Genomic DNA, 17904 nt, shown 5'->3' with positions numbered 1-17904 from the left:
AAATTTTTACACAATTATTCACTTTCCAAAGCGAAAGTCGCTGTTGGATCAATTAATCTTTGCCATAACTTGCAAACGACCTCTCGGGTATCGTGCCAATCCGCAGCACTTACTTGCATATTATGATTTGCAAGTGCTAAACGGTGGCTCTCGGCGCGTTCACTGAGATAAGCTTGAATCAATGCGGATACATCGTCGCTGGATAAGCAACCTGCCTTTGCGGCATCTTCAAGGATTCGTACGTTGTCGGAATAATGGGCGAGATCAGGATTCGTCCCACTCCAGGCTAATACGACATACTGTGCCATAAATTCGATGTCAACGATACCACCTGCATCCTGTTTTAAGTGAAAAATTCCATCTTTTTTCTGATCTTTTGATGAGCCAAGATGATCTTTCATTTTTTGGCGCATGTTGAGGACTTCTTGACGAACCGTTTCCTCTTGTCTTGGTAAGGTAAGAATCTTACAGCGCAATTCCTCAAACTTGGCTCTCAATGTTGGCTCACCAGCAATCGAACGTGCTCGAACAATGGCTTGATGCTCCCATAACCATGCACTTTTCAGTTGATACTGTTCAAATGCCTTTAAGCTGGTTACCAAAAGTCCTGCTTCACCAGAAGGACGCAAACGCGTATCCACTTCATAAACACGACCATCTAAGGTCTGCGTTGTCATCAATGACATAAACTTCTGAGCAACACGCATGGCAAATTCAAAGCCACTAATGGCTTTTTGACCATCTGTATCTGCTTGTTCATCCATATAATGAATAAACACCAAATCCAAGTCAGAACCATAACCGAGTTCAATTCCCCCGACCTTACCATAACCAATCACACAATATGCCATATGCTCCAAAGAACAACGCTGCCCTTCTGCATCTATTGGATATCCATGACGTTTCGCCACCGTTTGATAAGCTAAGTTCAATGTTGCAATAACTGAAACTTCCGCAATATCCGTTAAAGCATCAGACACTTTCATCAACGGACTTTCAGCCAATACATCACTTGCAGCCACTGTCAGTACATTGGACTTTTTAAACAGACGCAGTACTCGCATTTGATCTTCAACTTGATCAATTTCAATACGTAGCAACTGTTGACGTAAAGAATCCTCCAAATAATGTCTTGATGGAAGCTCAAAATCCATCGAAAGGAACTCATCCAAAAGCACTGGATAATGCGTTAATTCCTCACAAATCCATGGGCTTACTGTCGCCATTTTAACCAACCGCTGCAATGCACCTTTACTTTCGATCAGCATGACCAAATACACCGTACGGCGCATGACAGACTCGACCAATGGCATTAAACGCATCAACGCAACTTGCGGGCTATTCGACTGTAAAATTGCTTCAACCAAATGTGGCCAAAACTCTTTTAGACGTTGAACGGCTTTTGCAGGTAATTTTTTGATGGCATGACCATACCAAAACTCATGAATTAAGTTTTTAGCATCATCATCTAAAATTTCATTGAGCTGGCTCTCAAGCTGACTATAACTTTCAATAGGTGACTCAAGCCCTTTTTCTTTAATCAGATGCTCAAATTGGAAGGTCACTTTTTCTCGTTTTTGATTTAAAAAATCAATAAAATTATCCCAATCAGTAAAGCCCAATGTATCAATCAGCCGTTGACGTAACTCAGGCTCAGTCGGCAAAGATTGAGTTTGTTGATCATTCAGTGCTTGAATCGCATGTTCAACGCGACGTAAAAATAAATAGGCATCTTCAAGGTCAACAACAGATTGTGAATCGAGTAATCCAACCTCACCTAAATGCTGAAGACTGACGAGACATTGGCGATCTTGCAGCTCTAATTTAGCGCCACCATAAATCAATTGAAAAACTTGGACAATAAATTCAACTTCACGTATCCCACCTGCACCCAACTTGATGTCATCGGCAATATTGCGACGTGCCACTTCGCGCTCAATCATGGCTTTCATTTCACGCATGGCTTCAAATGCGGTGTAATCAACATATTTACGAAATACGAATGGACGCGTCATATCCAATAGACTATCACCCTCTTGCCCACCCGTAATAATACGTGCCTTAATCCATGCATAGCGTTCCCATTCGCGTCCATGCTGACTGAGATATTTTTCTAATGCCACATGACTAATCGCGAGGGCTGAACCATCCCCCCAAGGACGTAAACGCATATCTACACGAAAAACAAAACCATCCGCAGTAATATGATCCAGCAAATAAATCAGCTTCTGTCCCCACAAAATACAGAACTGCTGTACATCAATACATTTGCGTCCATTGGTTTCACCTTGTTCATCAAAAGCAAAAATCAGGTCGATATCACTTGATAAATTAAGCTCTTGTGCGCCAAGCTTCCCCATACCAATCACGATCAGATCTTGAATTTTACCGTTATACCCGACTGGCTCACCATGTTTGGCAATGAGTGGAACCCGTGCAAAATCTTTGGCTGCAACGATACAAATATCTGCAAAATCCGAAAGTTCACGGGTCAATGTCACTACATCGGTGAGTTGATTGGCATCCTGCCAAATCCAACGGAACATCAAACGTGCACGAAGTATCCTTAACACGCGCATCCATGTAATTTCATCTTGAATAGCTGCTAAATTATCATCAACAAGTTGTTGAATTTGCGGGGTACTGAGCGGTACTTGAAATTGATCAATTGCATAATCATGTTCTAATACACTTTGATGTAGACTTAATACTTGTTCTGCATACTGACTGGCATGTAAGGTTTTTTGCAATTGCTCAGCATTCATTAGAAAAGCCTGTACTGATGTTTTATATGATTATTTATAGCAGTTTGCTTGACTGTTAGGGAATCTTTTATCGTTGTATAAAAAAGCACAGATTAAAAAAACATCAAAAAACACACATCAATCACTTTAAAATTTCATCGCATACGTTGAAGATTAGAAAATTTTTACTTTATCTGATTTTAGGTCTGTATCTAGCAAAGACTGATGGGCATTTTTTGCCGCAGGGAGGGCAACGACAAAAGTTGTTCCCTCACCTTTTTGAGAGCTAACTGATATTTGCCCATGATTTAAGTCAACAAATCTCTTGCACAATACCAATCCTAAGCCTGTACCTTGTTCACCAATCGTACCTTTTATACTGGCTTTAAGTTGCGGTTCAAAAACCTGTTCAATCTGTGCCTGAGTCATACCCAAACCAGTATCATGAATAACGATTTCAATACGATTTCCCACAGGTTGAGCGGAAATCGTCACTTTGCCTAAACCATCAGTTTGAGTAAATTTTAAAGCATTGGACACTAAGTTTTGAATAATGGAGGTTACCATATTCATATCTGCAAAAACCGTTAGATCATCAGCAACATTTTCAATCAATTGAATATTTTTATTGACTGCTAAGGGTTGCAGTACATCATAAACAATTTTGGTGGTCTGTTTGAGCTTAAAATTAATCGGGTGATAGACAAAACGACCTCCTTCTGACATCGCCCAATTGAGTAAATTTTCAAGTAAAGCATATGTAGACTGCAAAGTATCATGCAAATATTGTGCAATACTATGAATATTCTCTTCATCCAAGGTTTCTCGCTCATTGGCTAAAACATCTGAAAAACCAATCAATCCATGAAATGGTGCACGTAAATCATGGGCAATCACCTGAAAAAACTTTGTTTTACTGAAATTTAGAGCACGTTCTTGTTCATAAAGTTCATAATAGTCTTGGGACTCCGACTTGCGCTGCAATATCGTCACGAGATCATCACTCAACTCTTCTAATAATAGTTTTTGTTTAGCCGAGAAATTCTCGGTTTGATGATCATAAAAATAGACATGCGCGATGGACTCGCTGTCTTGAAGTCTAAAGTCATAAGCGATAAGTCGTGTATGGCTAAGACCGATCTCCGTGATATAATCTGAACATTCTGGATAACTTGGGTGTGTACCCTCAACAATTAACGTATTTTGAAAATCTGGTAAAAGACTAGGCTTTGGAGAAAGATAAGCGGCAACAAAGTCACATTCGCTATTGGCAACCCATGCATAAGGTTCATTGTGAAAGCTAAAAAAGGCATTTTCGACATTCAAAATAGCACGGACAATTTTCAGATAGCGTTCAATTTTATTGTCTGGTGTATAAGCCCCTAAAATGAGCGACAATCGACATGCACTGAGTTGCTCAGTTTGATGAGAGTCTAAGAATTCTAGTTTCATGTTTACCTCATTTTCACTTTCAGTTCACACGTTATTGATTAAACTCACCCATTTCTAATATTAATTTCTTTTAAATAGATAAAAACTTAATTCGAAAAATAAAAAAATAGCATCAAAGACGTCGCTGTACATTTACAAATGTTCACATAAAACACTATAGCAGTAATACTTTTAATTAAAATAGAAAAGTTAAAAATTTCAAAAAAAATCATATTTTTGTAATCAAACACCGTCTATCAAATCACAATAGTATTTAATTCTGTGAACTGAAAAAAATACCCAAGCCATTTGTATTCGCTTGGGTTCTGTTGAATAGAGAATCATTCTATAGATGGGCAAGGAGAGCGTGTAAACCGATATGCCATCACTGAAAGTAGATTTTTGAATGACATGATTTTATATAAACATCGTGTCAATAAAAGCAGCAAAACAATTATTTTTTATTTAAATATTTATAGTTAATTACCGCTCCAAAACACATGTATTACTGCTAATAGCCATCCAGTAAAACATATTTCTTGAGTCATTTATTTCTTTATCCAGGGAAAACACCACGCTCTTTACGCGCTTTTAAAATACGTTCGCACGCCAAGATATAAGCCGCTGTACGTAAGGTACATGTATTGTTGTTTGCCGTATTCCAAACATCCTCAATTGCTTGAACCATGAGTTTGTCTAAACGCTCATTAATTTCTTCTTCGCTCCAAAAATAACTTGCCATATCTTGTACCCATTCGAAGTAACTTACAGTCACCCCACCCGCATTACAGACTACATCAGGAACGACAACAATACCTCGTTCAACCAATATATCTTCTGCCTTTGGATAAGTTGGACCATTTGCCCCCTCTAAAATCAGTTGAGCTTGAATATTCTGAGCACGATCAATGGTGATTTGCCCCTCTAAAGCCGCAGGAATCATGATATCAACTTCTGCTGACCAAAATTCTTCATCAGCAATGGGCTGTGCACCAGTAAAACCACCGACACCTTCATTCACAGTGACATAATCACGTAATGCCTCAAGATCAATACCGTTTTTATTGAAAATAGTCCCTGTGTGGTCTTGAATGTGAGTAACTTTTGCATTTGATTCCACAAATAAAAAACCAGCTTCACTCCCTACATTACCAAAACCTTGAATAGCAACTTTAGCTCCTTTAAGGGAGAGCTTAATTTTCTTCGCAACTTCGCGACCTGTAACAAATACTCCACGACCAGTTGCCTTTACACGACCTAATGAACCACCCAAGTGGATAGGTTTACCAGTGACCACACCAGTAACCGTATATCCCTGACCTGATGAATAGGTGTCCATAATCCACCCCATTACGTGTTGATTTGTTCCAACATCTGGTGCAGGAATATCCTTTTGAGGACCGATAATATGACTGATTTCACTGGTATAGCGACGAGTTAAACGCTCTAATTCTCGAGCCGATAATTTACGTGGATCGACACGGACACCCCCTTTTGCACCTCCAAATGGTAGGTTCAATACCGCTGTTTTGATCGTCATCCATGCTGAAAGTGCCATAACCTCATTCAGATTGACATCTTGGTGATAGCGGATACCACCTTTACCAGGACCACGTGATAAATTGTGTTGTACACGATAACCTTCAAAATGTTGAATTGAACCATCATCCATGACAATCGGTACATCTACGATAAGAACTCTTTTGGGTCTTTTTAATATCTCAATATGTTGTTTTAGATGCTCTAAATAGGGAGATACGCGTTCAATTTGTTCAAGAAAAGTTAACCAAGCTGCATCATTTGCTTGGATATAAGAGAGTTTTGTCATATTGAATATCCAACTGATATTTGTTCTGCTCTATCACGTTATTAATAATGTCTAAGTAAATACACAAATTTCTCAAAGATATTTACTTAACTTTTAATCAATTAAACTAGGTTAATTTTTTTGTTTATGAAAGCAATTTTCGGAAAAAGTGATACGAAAAAAAGGAATAGTGCGAGTATTTTAATTCGTTTGTAGGACGATATTTCGAAGGTTTAAATAACAACATCAAATAAATTCTATCGAGAAAAATGAAGTGGATAATTATCAAAGAATTTCAAGTGCTTTAGGACTTATTCACCCCATTACACTTGAGACAGGTCTGAATGCAGAAGTTTGGGATCAAAATGGTAAAAGGTATATTGATTTTATTGGTGGGATTGGTGTCCTAAATTTTGGGCATTGTCATCCAAAAATTGTCAAAGCGATCCAGCACCAAGCCCAAAAACTTACTCATTATGCTTTTAATGCTGCACATCATCAGCCTTATGTACAGTTTATGGAACAACTCACTGATTTTATTCCAGTTGAATATCCAATTGTAGGAATGCTCACCAATAGCGGTGCCGAAGCAACCGAAAATGCATTAAAAGTAGCTCGTACAGTTACGGGAAGATCCGGTGTCATCGCTTTCGATGGTGGCTTCCATGGTCGTACCTTAGCTGCTGTGAATTTAAACGGCAAAGTAGCACCTTATAAAGATGGGCTCGGTGCTTTACCCGGTCCTGTTTATCATATTCCATATCCGAGCAAAGACAACGATATAACTTCCGAGGAAGCAAAAAAAGCTTTGGCTCGATTGTTCCAAGTCGAAGTGGATATAAAAAATATCTCGGCAATTATATTTGAACCGGTCTTAGGTGAAGGAGGCTTTCACATCATGAATGCTGATTTTGCTCATTTTTTACAAGAATTCTGTCAAAAAAATGGCATTTTAATCATTCTGGATGAAATTCAATCTGGTTTTGGTCGTACAGGTGAAGCTTTTGCTTTTAAAAAGTTAGGGATTGAACCTGATTTACTGTTACTCGGAAAAAGTATTGCAGGTGGCATACCTTTAGGCGCTTTAATTGGTCGAGCAGAATACATGAATCATCCACATAAAGGGGCTTTAGGTGGAACATATTCAGGTAATCCGATTGCTTGTGCAGCAGGTTTAGCCACACTCGACATCATGCGATCTCAAATTTACCAAGAAAATATTCAACATTATATTGAGACAATTGAAGCTTATTATTCAAAGTGGAAACAACAGAATTTAACACCTTGGTTGGGACGTTTAACCGGTATTGGCGCGATGCGTGGTATTGAACTTTACCACCCCCAATTTGGTGCAGGTACACATGTATTAGCAAACATTCTGACTCAGGCTAGAAATCAAGGTCTATTACTCATGTCAAGCGGACAAGAGAAAAATATTATTCGTCTATTAACCCCATTGACGATAGAACCTAAAGTATTAAAAGAAGGTCTGAATATATTGGAACAAATTTTGGCAGAAACTGCTCATCAAAAAATGATGACAAGTGTTTAAAAAGGAAGATAGTCATGACTAATTGGATCAATGTGGATGAGATCCGAGCGAAATTCTCAAAGTTAATGTCAGAGTTGTATCAAAACGAAGTTCCATTATATGGTGATTTAATAGAGTTAGTGGATGACGTAAACCAATCTGTTTTAGAACAGCAAACTATTTTAAAAGCGCAATTACAACAAACTGGTGAATTAACTCGTTTATCACAAGAACGCCACGGCGCAATTCGACTGGGAACAGCAGAAGAACTTCATAATATGCGTCGCATTTTTGCGGTGATGGGAATGTACCCTGTAGGTTATTATGACTTAGTACCTGCTGGTGTTCCTGTACATGCAACTGCATTTCGGGCAATCCAAACAGATGCTTTAAATCATAGTCCATTCCGAGTATTTACTTCTTTATTACGTCTGGAGTTAGTGGATCATTCTGAATTACGCCAACTCGCAAAAGAAACGCTGGCAAAACGTCAAATTTTTACTGAAAAAGCGCTGGCTTTGACGGCAAAACATGAACTGCAAGGTGGATTGAGTGTAGATGATGCAGATCTGTTTATTATTGAAGTTTTAGAGACATTCCGTTGGCATACTCATGCACCAGTCACTGCTGATTTATATCAAGCATTACATGACCAACATCGTTTAATTGCTGATGTTGTTGCATTTAAAGGACCACATATCAATCATTTAACACCGAGAACACTTGATATTGACCAAGTTCAAAATGGAATGATGGGACGTGGGATTACACCTAAAGCGATAATCGAAGGACCACCTCGTCGACGTTGTCCGATTTTATTGCGTCAAACCAGCTTTAAAGCTTTACAGGAACAAGTGATCTTTACAGATCAACAAGGAAGTCATACTGCTCGTTTTGGTGAAATTGAACAACGAGGCGTCGCGCTTACACCAAAAGGTCGTCAACTTTATGATGAATTGCTTGTCAAAGCACAACAGCAATTAGGCGGTATCGCGACTGAAGAAAATGCAGCGCAATATATGCAGATTTTAGAGGAAACATTCAAAGCGTTTCCAGATTGTTACACCACATTGGCCGTAGAGGATTTAGCTTACTTTTATTATTACGCACAACCATTTAGCACTCATCAGGTATGGACAGAAACGGATTTGCCTGAATTGATTCATACAGGTCGAGTTCGAATTGAACCGATTGTCTATGAAGATTTTTTACCTGTCTCTGCAGCAGGAATTTTTCAGTCCAATTTGGGCGGAAATGAACAAACAGATTACAGCTCAACTTCAAATCAAGACGTTTTTGAGCAGTGTTTAGGCACAAAAGTATTTGATGAAATCCAACTTTATGCCCAGGCTCAACAGCAATCAATAGAGGCTTGTTTAGCAACTTTAAATCAATCAATTGTGTCAAAGGTATAACAAGGCTTTGATGAGTTATTCATTTTAATGATGGAAAGGAAATAACATGATTCAGGAATTATTAAATAAATTAGGTGTTGCTGCTGAAGCGTATCAAACAGGTTCATTAACCGTAAAAACTCCAATTGACGGAAGTGTCATTGGACAGGTTGTTGTAAATGATCTTAAACAAGCTGATAGCTGTATTCAACAGGCACTCATTGCTTTTAAAGAATGGCGAAAAGTCCCTGCTCCGCGACGTGGCGAACTAGTGCGTATTTTTGGGCAAATTTTACGCGAATATAAAAATGAACTTGGCGCTTTGGTCTCGTGGGAAGCAGGTAAAATTGCTCAGGAAGGTCTAGGCGAAGTTCAAGAGATGATTGATATTTGCGACTTTGCAGTCGGTTTATCACGCCAATTGTACGGTTTAACGATTGCTTCAGAACGACCAGGACATCACATGCGCGAAACTTGGCATCCATTAGGTGTTGTCGGCATAATTTCCGCATTTAATTTTCCTGTTGCCGTTTGGTCTTGGAATACAGCATTGGCTTTAATCTGTGGTAACGCTGTAATTTGGAAACCTTCAGAAAAAACGCCACTTACTGCATTAGCTTGTCAGGCATTGTTTGAAAAAGCGGTTAAACAATTTGGTCGTGATGCACCTGCACAGCTATCCCAATTACTCATTGGTGATGCTTCAATTGGTGAAAAACTAGTGACTGACGAGCGTGTTGCATTGATTAGTGCAACGGGTAGTACACGTATGGGTAAAATTGTTGGTCCGAAAGTCGCAGAACGCTTTGGCAAATGTATTCTCGAATTGGGGGGGAATAACGCCATGATTCTTGCGCCAACAGCTGATTTGGATTTAGCCATCCGCGGTATTTTATTCTCAGCAGTAGGTACGGCAGGTCAACGTTGTACTACACTACGTCGTTTAATTGTGCATAAATCGATTCAAGCTGAGGTTGTTGAAAAATTAAAGAAAGCGTATGCCACAGTTTCAATTGGACACCCTTTAGAAGGTAATCTTGTTGGACCATTAATTGACGAACATATTTTTAATCAAATGCAGACAATGCTTGTTCGAGCGCAACAAGCAGGTGCAAAAGTAACAGGTGGTGAACGAGTATTATCAGATCAATTTCCTCATGCTTACTATGTCAAACCAGCATTGGTTGAAGTGACGGCACAAGATGATGTCGTTAAAACAGAAACTTTTGCACCGATTTTATATGTGATTGGCTATGAGGATTTTGACGAAGCCCTCGATCTCCAAAATGATGTTCCTCAAGGATTATCTTCATGTATTTTCTCCAACGATATTCGTGAAGCTGAAAAATTCCTCAGTGCTGTTGGGAGTGATTGTGGTATTGCGAATGTCAATATTGGTACGAGTGGTGCAGAAATTGGTGGTGCATTTGGTGGTGAGAAAGAGACAGGCGGTGGGCGTGAATCTGGTTCAGATGCTTGGAAAGGCTATATGCGCAGACAAACAAATACCATCAACTATTCTCGAGAATTACCTTTAGCTCAAGGGATTAACTTTGGTTAATTATTTATTATAATCAAAGGGTTAAATGAGCATATAACCTTATTTAACCCTTAAAATGCAAAAGTATATTGAATGATCTAAAAAACAACAACATTTTGATGTTGCGATTCGATTGCTATAAGGATAGAGCAATAATCATGTTAAAAAATCAAGTATTATGGTCAACCCTCGTGGATAATGTACCTCATTTCCCTCAATTACAAACAGATATAAATACTGATGTTTGTATTATTGGTGGCGGATTCACTGGTCTATCAGCAGCAATTCATTTAGCAGAAGCAGGACACCGTGTCGTAGTCGTAGAAAGTTTAGAAGTTGGTTCTGGAGGATCTGGGCGTAATGTCGGTTTGGTCAATGCAGGAACATGGGCTCAACCAGATGAGCTAAATAAATATTTGGGAGAAAAAGTCGGAGAAAAGTTGACCACAGCATTAGGTCATGCACCACAACTGGTCTTTGATACGATTGATCGCTTAGGTATACAAGCACAAGATACTCGCACTGGTAATCTACACATGGCGCATAACTCGGAAGGTGAAGCTGATATTGATCACCGTTACCTTCAACTGAGTCGTCGCGGTGCAAATGTTGAAGTGTTGACAGGTGCAAAATGTCATGAATATTGTGGGACAAAAGTGGTTCAAAAAGCGTTACTTGATAAGCGAGCAGGAACCATAAACCCATATGCCTATGTCACAGGTCTAGCACAAGCTGCCAAGCGTTTAAATGTTGAAATTTACGAAAATTCATCTGTGAATGAGATTGTGAAAAGCGACTCTCAATGGTGTGTTAAAACCACCTCCGGAAGCATTACTGCGGATAAAGTTGTTTTAGCAACCAATGCTTACACACAAGGTGAATGGACTGAAATTCTAAAAACTATTTATTTTGTTAAATATTATCAAATTGCCTCTGAACCTTTGACTGGCTCAATTGCAGATAAAATTTTACCTTATAAAAATGGTTCATGGGATACACGTTTAGCGTTATCAAGTATTCGCCGAGATAAAGAAAATCGTCTGTTACTCGGAACTGTCGGTGGACATGAAGGAAAAGAGAGCATTTATCATTCTTGGGCTGATCTAATCACCCAAAAATACTTTCCTGAATTGGGTAAACTCAAATGGCAATATCAATGGACTGGAAAATTTGGATTTACCACAGACCATATTATGCGTATTTTTGAACCCGCACCAGGAATTGTGGCTGCAACTGCCTTTAATGGTCGAGGGATCACAACTGGCACATTAATGGGAAAAGCATTTGCTCAGTATCTTCAAGATGATGACCGTGAAAACTTACCGCTACCTTTTAGTGATCTGGAATCAAGCAAAGTCTCTTTCCGTAATGCTCGAGCAATGTTCTATGACTGTGGCATTACCTTATATCACGCAGGTCAATGTTTAAGAATTATCTCTTAAATGACCAGGAGTTAAAGAATTCTTAACTAAAACTGTCATTGCCAAAGCAAGACAATGCTTGTTCGTGATTTTAATAAGGCATATATATGAAACAGGATTTAGCAATTATAACGCAGCAGTTTATTGAACAACTCCAATCCAGTTTTGAAGGTGAAATAGATTGTTCCGAAGCGACTCGCCAAGTATTTTCTACAGATAATTCAATTTATCAATATCATCCGCAAGCGATTATTTATCCGAAACATCAACATGATATTGAAATGATTATGCGTCTTGTGAGTGAACATCAATATCAATCTGTAGTATTGACTGCTCGCGGTGGTGGTACAGGAACGAACGGACAATCTTTAACAAATGGAATTGTCATCGACGTTTCTCGACACATGAATAAAATATTATCGATCGATGTTCAACAAAAAAAGGCTATTGTTCAGGCTGGTGTCGTCAAAGATCAACTCAATGCTGAATTAAAAAAATATGGTTTATTTTTTGCTCCTGAACTGTCTACTTCAAATCGAGCAACCATTGGAGGAATGATTAATACAGATGCAAGTGGACAAGGGAGTTGCCGATATGGAAAAACACATCATCACGTAACGCGTTTATCTACAGTATTAAGGGGGGGTGAGATTTTACATTCCCAAGCATTAAAACGAGAATCATGGCAACAACAAATTTTAGATAAAACTCCCTTTCAGAAAAATTTATACCACCAGATTTTTACAGTCGCTAAAATTAATCAAGACATAATTAAAAATAGTTTCCCATCGTTGAATCGATCATTGACGGGTTATGATTTGCCTAATTTATTGGATGATGAATATTTTAATCCAAACGCCCTACTCTGTGGTAGTGAAGGAACTTTAGGCATTATTGTCGAGGCAGAATTAAACGTTTTAGAGATTCCAAAGTATCGACTGTTAATAAATATCGGCTATACCAACTTTCAGGATGCATTAAAAGATGCCAATGTGCTCATGCAACATAAGCCACTATCAATTGAAACGGTTGACTCCAAAGTCTTAAATTTAGCTAAAAATGATATCGTTTGGCACAATGTCGCAAAATTTTTTCCAGACAATCATTTAGAAAAACCGATTGAGGGGATTAATTTAGTTGAACTTGATGCAACAACTGAAATTGAATTAAAACAACATCTAGAAGATTTTTTACAGCATTTATCTCAAGACAGACAGATCGAACGACTCAGTACCACTGTTGCGTGGGGAGAAACTGAAATTAATCACGTTTATGCAATGCGTAAGCGTGCAGTCGGATTATTGGGTAATGTCGAAGGGGAAAAAAGACCTCAGCCTTTTGTTGAAGATACAGCCGTTCCCCCTGAGTACTTGGCTGAGTATATAGCAGATTTTAGACAGCTTTTAGATCATCATGGTCTGGAATACGGCATGTTTGGACATGTTGATGCTGGTGTACTGCATGTACGCCCGGCATTGGATATGAAAGACCCCAAGTCATTGGGAATGATAAAATTAATTACAGAGAAGGTCGTCGAATTAACGCATCATTATGGTGGTGTGTTATGGGGGGAACATGGTAAAGGCTTACGTTCTGGTTACGCCCCTATATTTTTTGGACAAGCCTATCCCCTATTACAACAAATCAAAGCGCTTTTTGATCCATTTAATCAACTCAACCCTGGGAAAATTGCAACGCCTGCAACATTACCCACCAGTAAATTGATCAGACTCACCGAAATTCCGCTACGCGGGGATTATGATCGTCAAATTTCAAAGATCGACTGGAAGAATTTTGGCACGACCATGCACTGTAATGGAAATGGCGCATGTTTTAATTATGATTTAAATGATCCCATGTGCCCTTCTTATAAAGTGACACGAAATCGTATTCACTCTCCCAAAGGACGTGCAACATTAGTGAAAGAGTGGCTTAGACGAGAGGAAAATCAACAATCTAGTATGGGTTTTGATCAGGAGGTATATGAGGCTTTGCATGGTTGTTTGTCTTGTAAATCCTGTGTTGGACAATGTCCTGTTAAAGTAGACATTCCTGATGCAAAAGCACGTTTCTTAGCCCGCTATCATCAACGATATCCTCGTCAACTTCGTGATTATATATTGGCAAAATTGGAATTTATCTTACCCCAAGTCGCATCGATCTCATCTTTATATAATGTGACACAAAGACTGACCTTACTAAAATCATTCCAGAAAAAAATACTCAGAATGACAGATATCCCATTGTTTCATCCTAAAGTGAAGGAAAGATTACAAACATATGGTGCTGTCCTCGTTGATCAGGACTTAAATAATTTACCCAGTAATGAGCATGATGTGGTTTTCATTGTACAAGATGCATTCACACGCTATTTTGATACTTCTGTCTTTTTGGATTTAATCACGCTAATAAAAAAATTAGGGGCTATCCCTTATGTATTGCCCTATTTCCCCAACGGAAAACCTTTGCATGTGCATGGTTTCCTTGATGAGTTTGAAAAGCTGAGAAGAAAAAATATTACCCTCTTAAATCAAGTTTCTGATTTAGGTTATCCTATAGTCGGTTTGGATCCAGCAATGACGCTAGTTTTTCGTCAAGAATATCATAAGAGATTTACTGAAGAATTGCCTGAACATCGTTATCAAGTCATGTTGGTACAAGAATGGCTAAAGCAACGCTTGGACGAATTTGAACTGCCAAAATTATCAACAACTCAATCCATTTATTATTTAGCTGGGCATTGCACTGAGCGAACACAAGAACCTAAATCGAATCAAATGTGGAAAGATATTTTCCAAGTGTTTGGCTTAGAACTTGAATCACTTACTTTGGGATGTTGTGGTATGGCTGGAACCTATGGTCATGAAACTGAACATTTAAACCAATCAAAAATGATTTATCAACAATCATGGCAAAGTAAGGTAGAACTGCACCACCAATGGATTTTAGCAACTGGATATTCATGTCGAACTCAAGTCAAACGTTTAGAAAAAAATCAACTTCGCCATCCTATTCAGGTTCTGTTAGAAAAATTGGGCTGAGTCTTAAATATCATCGGGTCTGTTGACCTTTTATAAATTGCTCTTGTTATAGGTTAAAATTGGGCATGAGACCGATACATTTTAAAGCATGAAACGAAGAAAATTGCGTAACTATTTTTAAGTTCCATAATGCATGGTTAAGATAGTTTAGCCACAACCCTGAGCAAAAATAAAGTATGGCTTTGTCCTTGCTTATATCTCCCAGCTCAACATGGCGACATCGATGTCGCCTCGCCATAGAAAGACCATCTATAACTCAAAAATGCAAAAAATATGTTTAAGCAAAACTTTTAAAAATTCATATAAAAAGTATCAAGTACATTGGATATGAACGATTCAAATCACATGTCTGAATCATCAAGTGCTTGACTCAAATTAATAAATCATTGTGAATTCATTAACCATGACTTTACCAATGGCAATGAAGTTGGTTGATGAGGTTTTCGTGGTGATATGAGGTAAAAGCCTGATCCTGTATCGAGTGTAATTGAGTTTAAACGTATTAATCGCCCTGCCTCTATATCATCTTTGACAAAATTTAGGCAAGTTAAGGCTATCCCTTGCCCAGCAATTGCTGAATCAATGGCAAGTGAGGTCTGATTAAAATAAATATTTTTAGAATTAAACAAATCATGATCAGGAAAAGCGACCTGAAGATATTTAGGCCAAAAATTATGGGCATCATGAATTAAAGTATACGATTGAAGACTTTTAGAATCATGCGGATGCCCTATTTTTTCAATGAGCAAAGGATTTGCTACAGCAACCACCTGGTTTTCAAAAAGCAAATCGGCATTCACACTATTTTCAAAAGGTGGGGCTGCTAAACGGATAGCTAAATCAATTCCATCTGTGCCAAAATTTTGTACCTTTGGACTCGCAACAACTCTTAAATCCAAATCAGGATAAGTCTCTGCAAATTCATTTAAACGTGGAAGTAACCATTTCGCAGCAAATGAGGGGGGAACGCTGATAGTAAGATAGGGTTGAGTCGGATGTAATATTTCTGTTGCTTCTTCTAATATTTTAAATGCCTGTTTTACACTTATCGCATATCGATAAGCACTCTCAGTCATTGTTAACTTTCTTGGTGTTCTTTCAAATAATTTGAGACCCAACTCCTCCTCTAAGCCTCTAATTTGTTGAGCCACAGCAGCTTGTGTGACCCCTAACTCATCAGCAGCTAATCTAAAATTTAAGTGCCTTGATACAACTTCAAATACATATAAACCTTTTAACGATGGAAGCTTTCTCATGAACTTAGCCAATAGTTTTTCTATCTGATCATACAAAATAATATCGTTTGTTTGCGGTGTACTCAACACTTAAACTCAATAAATAAAATGATTACCATCTATAGTGAGGAAAATGAAAATGGTTGATAAAGTTGCAGTTATTACAGCCGCAGGGAGTGGCATGGGCGCCGCAGTCGCAAGAAAATTGGCCAATGAAGGATACAAAGTAGCCATTCTTTCTTCTTCAGGAAAAGGGGAAGCGCTTGCTCAAGAGTTAAATGGTTTAGGTGTGACTGGCTCAAACCAGTCTCCTGAAGATATTCAACGCCTGATTGATGAAACGCTTAAACGTTGGGGACGAATTGATGTCTTAGTTAATAGTGCTGGTCACGGTCCGCGTAAAGGAATTTTAGAGTTAACGGATGAAGATTGGCATGCTGGTATTGATACTTACTTTTTAAATGCTGTACGTCCAACTCGTTTAGTTGTACCGATTATGCAAAAGCAGAAAAGTGGTGTGATTATTAATATTTCTACTACATGGGCATTTGAACCAAGTCCATTATTCCCAACCTCGGTGGTTGCTCGTGCAGGTCTAGCTGCCTTTACAAAAATCTGCTCAGATCAGTATGCCACTGACAATATACGTTTTAATAATGTCTTACCAGGTTGGATTGATAGTTTGCCAATGACAAACGAACGCAGTGATAGTGTTCCAATGAAACGTTATGGTACTACAGAAGAAATTGCAGCGACGGTCGCATTCTTAGCTTCAGAAGGTGCTGCATATATTACTGGTCAAAACATTCGTGTAGATGGCGGTCTAGCTCGTTCGATCTAATAACAAATATCAGTGATTATTGGGATAAAGCGATGTAGCTTTATCCCTTTGGGAGTTTTACAAAATGCCGTTAATTACAATTGAACTTGCCCCAGGGCGTACACATGCGCAAAAGAAAGCGTTTATGCAAGAAGTCACAACCTTGACTTCAGTGATATTAAAATGTCCAACAGAGACCATTGATATTATTTTTAAAGAAATACCATCATCTGATTGGGCACATGCAGGAAAGTTTTACGCTGAACCTGATCAATAAGATTTTAATGATATAAGGCTGGAATTAAAATCTTACAGCCTTATCCTATCGGTCATCCGAGGTGTTATATGGGTATACCGCTTAAAAGTGATTTATTCAAACAAATTATGGATCACCTAACCCAAGCTTCTATAGAGCGCTCCCCTTTTACCCTGATGCAACTTGCGACCATAAATTCAAAAAATGAACCTAAGCTTAGGACAATTGTACTTCGCGACTTCAACGCAGAGAAAGGAATAATTTCTTTTTTTACTGATACACGTTCTCAAAAAATAGAAGAAATAAATAATAATCATAAAGTTGCTTTAGCTGCATTTGATCCTAAAGGAACCCAATTACGAATCGAAGGTGAAGCAAATATTATTCAAGATACGCAAACAAAAAAAGAAGCTTGGCATAAATTAAAACAACACACCCATTTACTGTTTAAAACATCGGTTTCACCTGGCAAAAAAATTGCTTCACCTCACGAAGTCAAATATATAGATGAAGAATATGGCAATAAAGAACCATCGATTTTTTTTGATCTTATTGATATCCACATAACAAGTTTAGAGTGGTTGGACCTGAATGAAAATCCCCATATAAGATGTTTTTTTGAAAAAGATAAAAATGGAGAATGGCAAGGACAGTGGTTAGTCCCTTAATTATCCAATCTTTTGC

12 protein-coding genes are annotated in these 17904 nt (G+C 38.3%); 8 read left to right on the top strand and 4 right to left on the bottom strand.

The window, feature by feature from the left end; translation table 11 throughout:
- Positions 1-14: 14 nt before the first annotated feature.
- The 3 genes from glnE to AC1Z3T_RS13620 form a co-directional block, all read right to left on the bottom strand.
- Complete coding sequence (glnE, locus tag AC1Z3T_RS13630; protein WP_151712739.1) at positions 15-2765, bottom strand: bifunctional [glutamate--ammonia ligase]-adenylyl-L-tyrosine phosphorylase/[glutamate--ammonia-ligase] adenylyltransferase; 2751 nt, start codon at positions 2763-2765, stop codon at positions 15-17.
- Between the two features lie 153 nt (positions 2766-2918).
- On the bottom strand, positions 2919-4196 hold the full coding sequence (locus AC1Z3T_RS13625) for a sensor histidine kinase (protein ID WP_100884550.1): 1278 nt from the start codon (positions 4194-4196) through the stop codon (positions 2919-2921).
- A gap of 535 nt (positions 4197-4731) precedes the next feature.
- Positions 4732-6003 (bottom strand): Glu/Leu/Phe/Val family dehydrogenase, encoded by a 1272-nt coding sequence (locus tag AC1Z3T_RS13620; RefSeq protein WP_042089526.1) that lies wholly within the window; start codon positions 6001-6003, stop codon positions 4732-4734.
- A 253-nt stretch (positions 6004-6256) separates the two neighbouring features.
- On the opposite strand from AC1Z3T_RS13620, the gene AC1Z3T_RS13615 reads away from it, so the two are divergent.
- The 5 genes from AC1Z3T_RS13615 to AC1Z3T_RS13595 all read left to right on the top strand — a co-directional run bounded on the left by AC1Z3T_RS13615 (position 6257) and on the right by AC1Z3T_RS13595 (position 14909).
- Complete coding sequence (locus AC1Z3T_RS13615; RefSeq protein WP_100884548.1) at positions 6257-7534, top strand: 2-aminoadipate transaminase; 1278 nt, start codon at positions 6257-6259, stop codon at positions 7532-7534.
- 14 nt (positions 7535-7548) lie between these two features.
- Positions 7549-8928 (top strand): 2-oxoadipate dioxygenase/decarboxylase HglS, encoded by a 1380-nt coding sequence (gene hglS, locus AC1Z3T_RS13610; protein WP_483396690.1) that lies wholly within the window; start codon positions 7549-7551, stop codon positions 8926-8928.
- Positions 8929-8974: 46 nt separating this feature from the next.
- Positions 8975-10468: an L-piperidine-6-carboxylate dehydrogenase gene (gene amaB, locus AC1Z3T_RS13605; protein WP_005030953.1), complete on the top strand. Its 1494-nt coding sequence runs from the start codon at positions 8975-8977 to the stop codon at positions 10466-10468.
- Between the two features lie 137 nt (positions 10469-10605).
- A complete protein-coding gene (gene amaA / locus AC1Z3T_RS13600) occupies positions 10606-11889 on the top strand; it encodes an L-pipecolate oxidase (protein WP_004827763.1) in 1284 nt (427 codons plus the stop codon).
- Between the two features lie 86 nt (positions 11890-11975).
- The gene (locus tag AC1Z3T_RS13595) at positions 11976-14909 is read left to right on the top strand and encodes an FAD-binding and (Fe-S)-binding domain-containing protein (protein WP_100884546.1); all 2934 of its coding nucleotides are present in this window, start codon (positions 11976-11978) and stop codon (positions 14907-14909) included.
- A gap of 383 nt (positions 14910-15292) precedes the next feature.
- Here AC1Z3T_RS13595 and AC1Z3T_RS13590 read toward each other — a convergent pair whose 3' ends face one another.
- The gene (locus AC1Z3T_RS13590; RefSeq protein ID WP_228153664.1) at positions 15293-16165 is read right to left on the bottom strand and encodes a LysR substrate-binding domain-containing protein; all 873 of its coding nucleotides are present in this window, start codon (positions 16163-16165) and stop codon (positions 15293-15295) included.
- Positions 16166-16283: 118 nt separating this feature from the next.
- Here AC1Z3T_RS13590 and AC1Z3T_RS13585 point away from each other — a divergent pair, with 118 nt between their 5' ends.
- From AC1Z3T_RS13585 to AC1Z3T_RS13575, 3 genes are all read left to right on the top strand, one after another.
- Complete coding sequence (locus AC1Z3T_RS13585) at positions 16284-16985, top strand: SDR family oxidoreductase (RefSeq protein WP_005030959.1); 702 nt, start codon at positions 16284-16286, stop codon at positions 16983-16985.
- Positions 16986-17049: 64 nt separating this feature from the next.
- Positions 17050-17241, top strand: coding sequence for a 4-oxalocrotonate tautomerase (locus AC1Z3T_RS13580; RefSeq protein WP_004827759.1), 192 nt, complete (start codon positions 17050-17052; stop codon positions 17239-17241).
- A gap of 68 nt (positions 17242-17309) precedes the next feature.
- A complete protein-coding gene (locus AC1Z3T_RS13575; protein WP_100884544.1) occupies positions 17310-17888 on the top strand; it encodes a pyridoxamine 5'-phosphate oxidase family protein in 579 nt (192 codons plus the stop codon).
- The last annotated feature ends 16 nt before the right edge of the window (positions 17889-17904 follow it).

The sequence above is a fragment of the Acinetobacter sp. B-6 genome, assembly GCF_056930735.1.
This window is presented reverse-complemented; position numbering and strand designations above follow the sequence as displayed.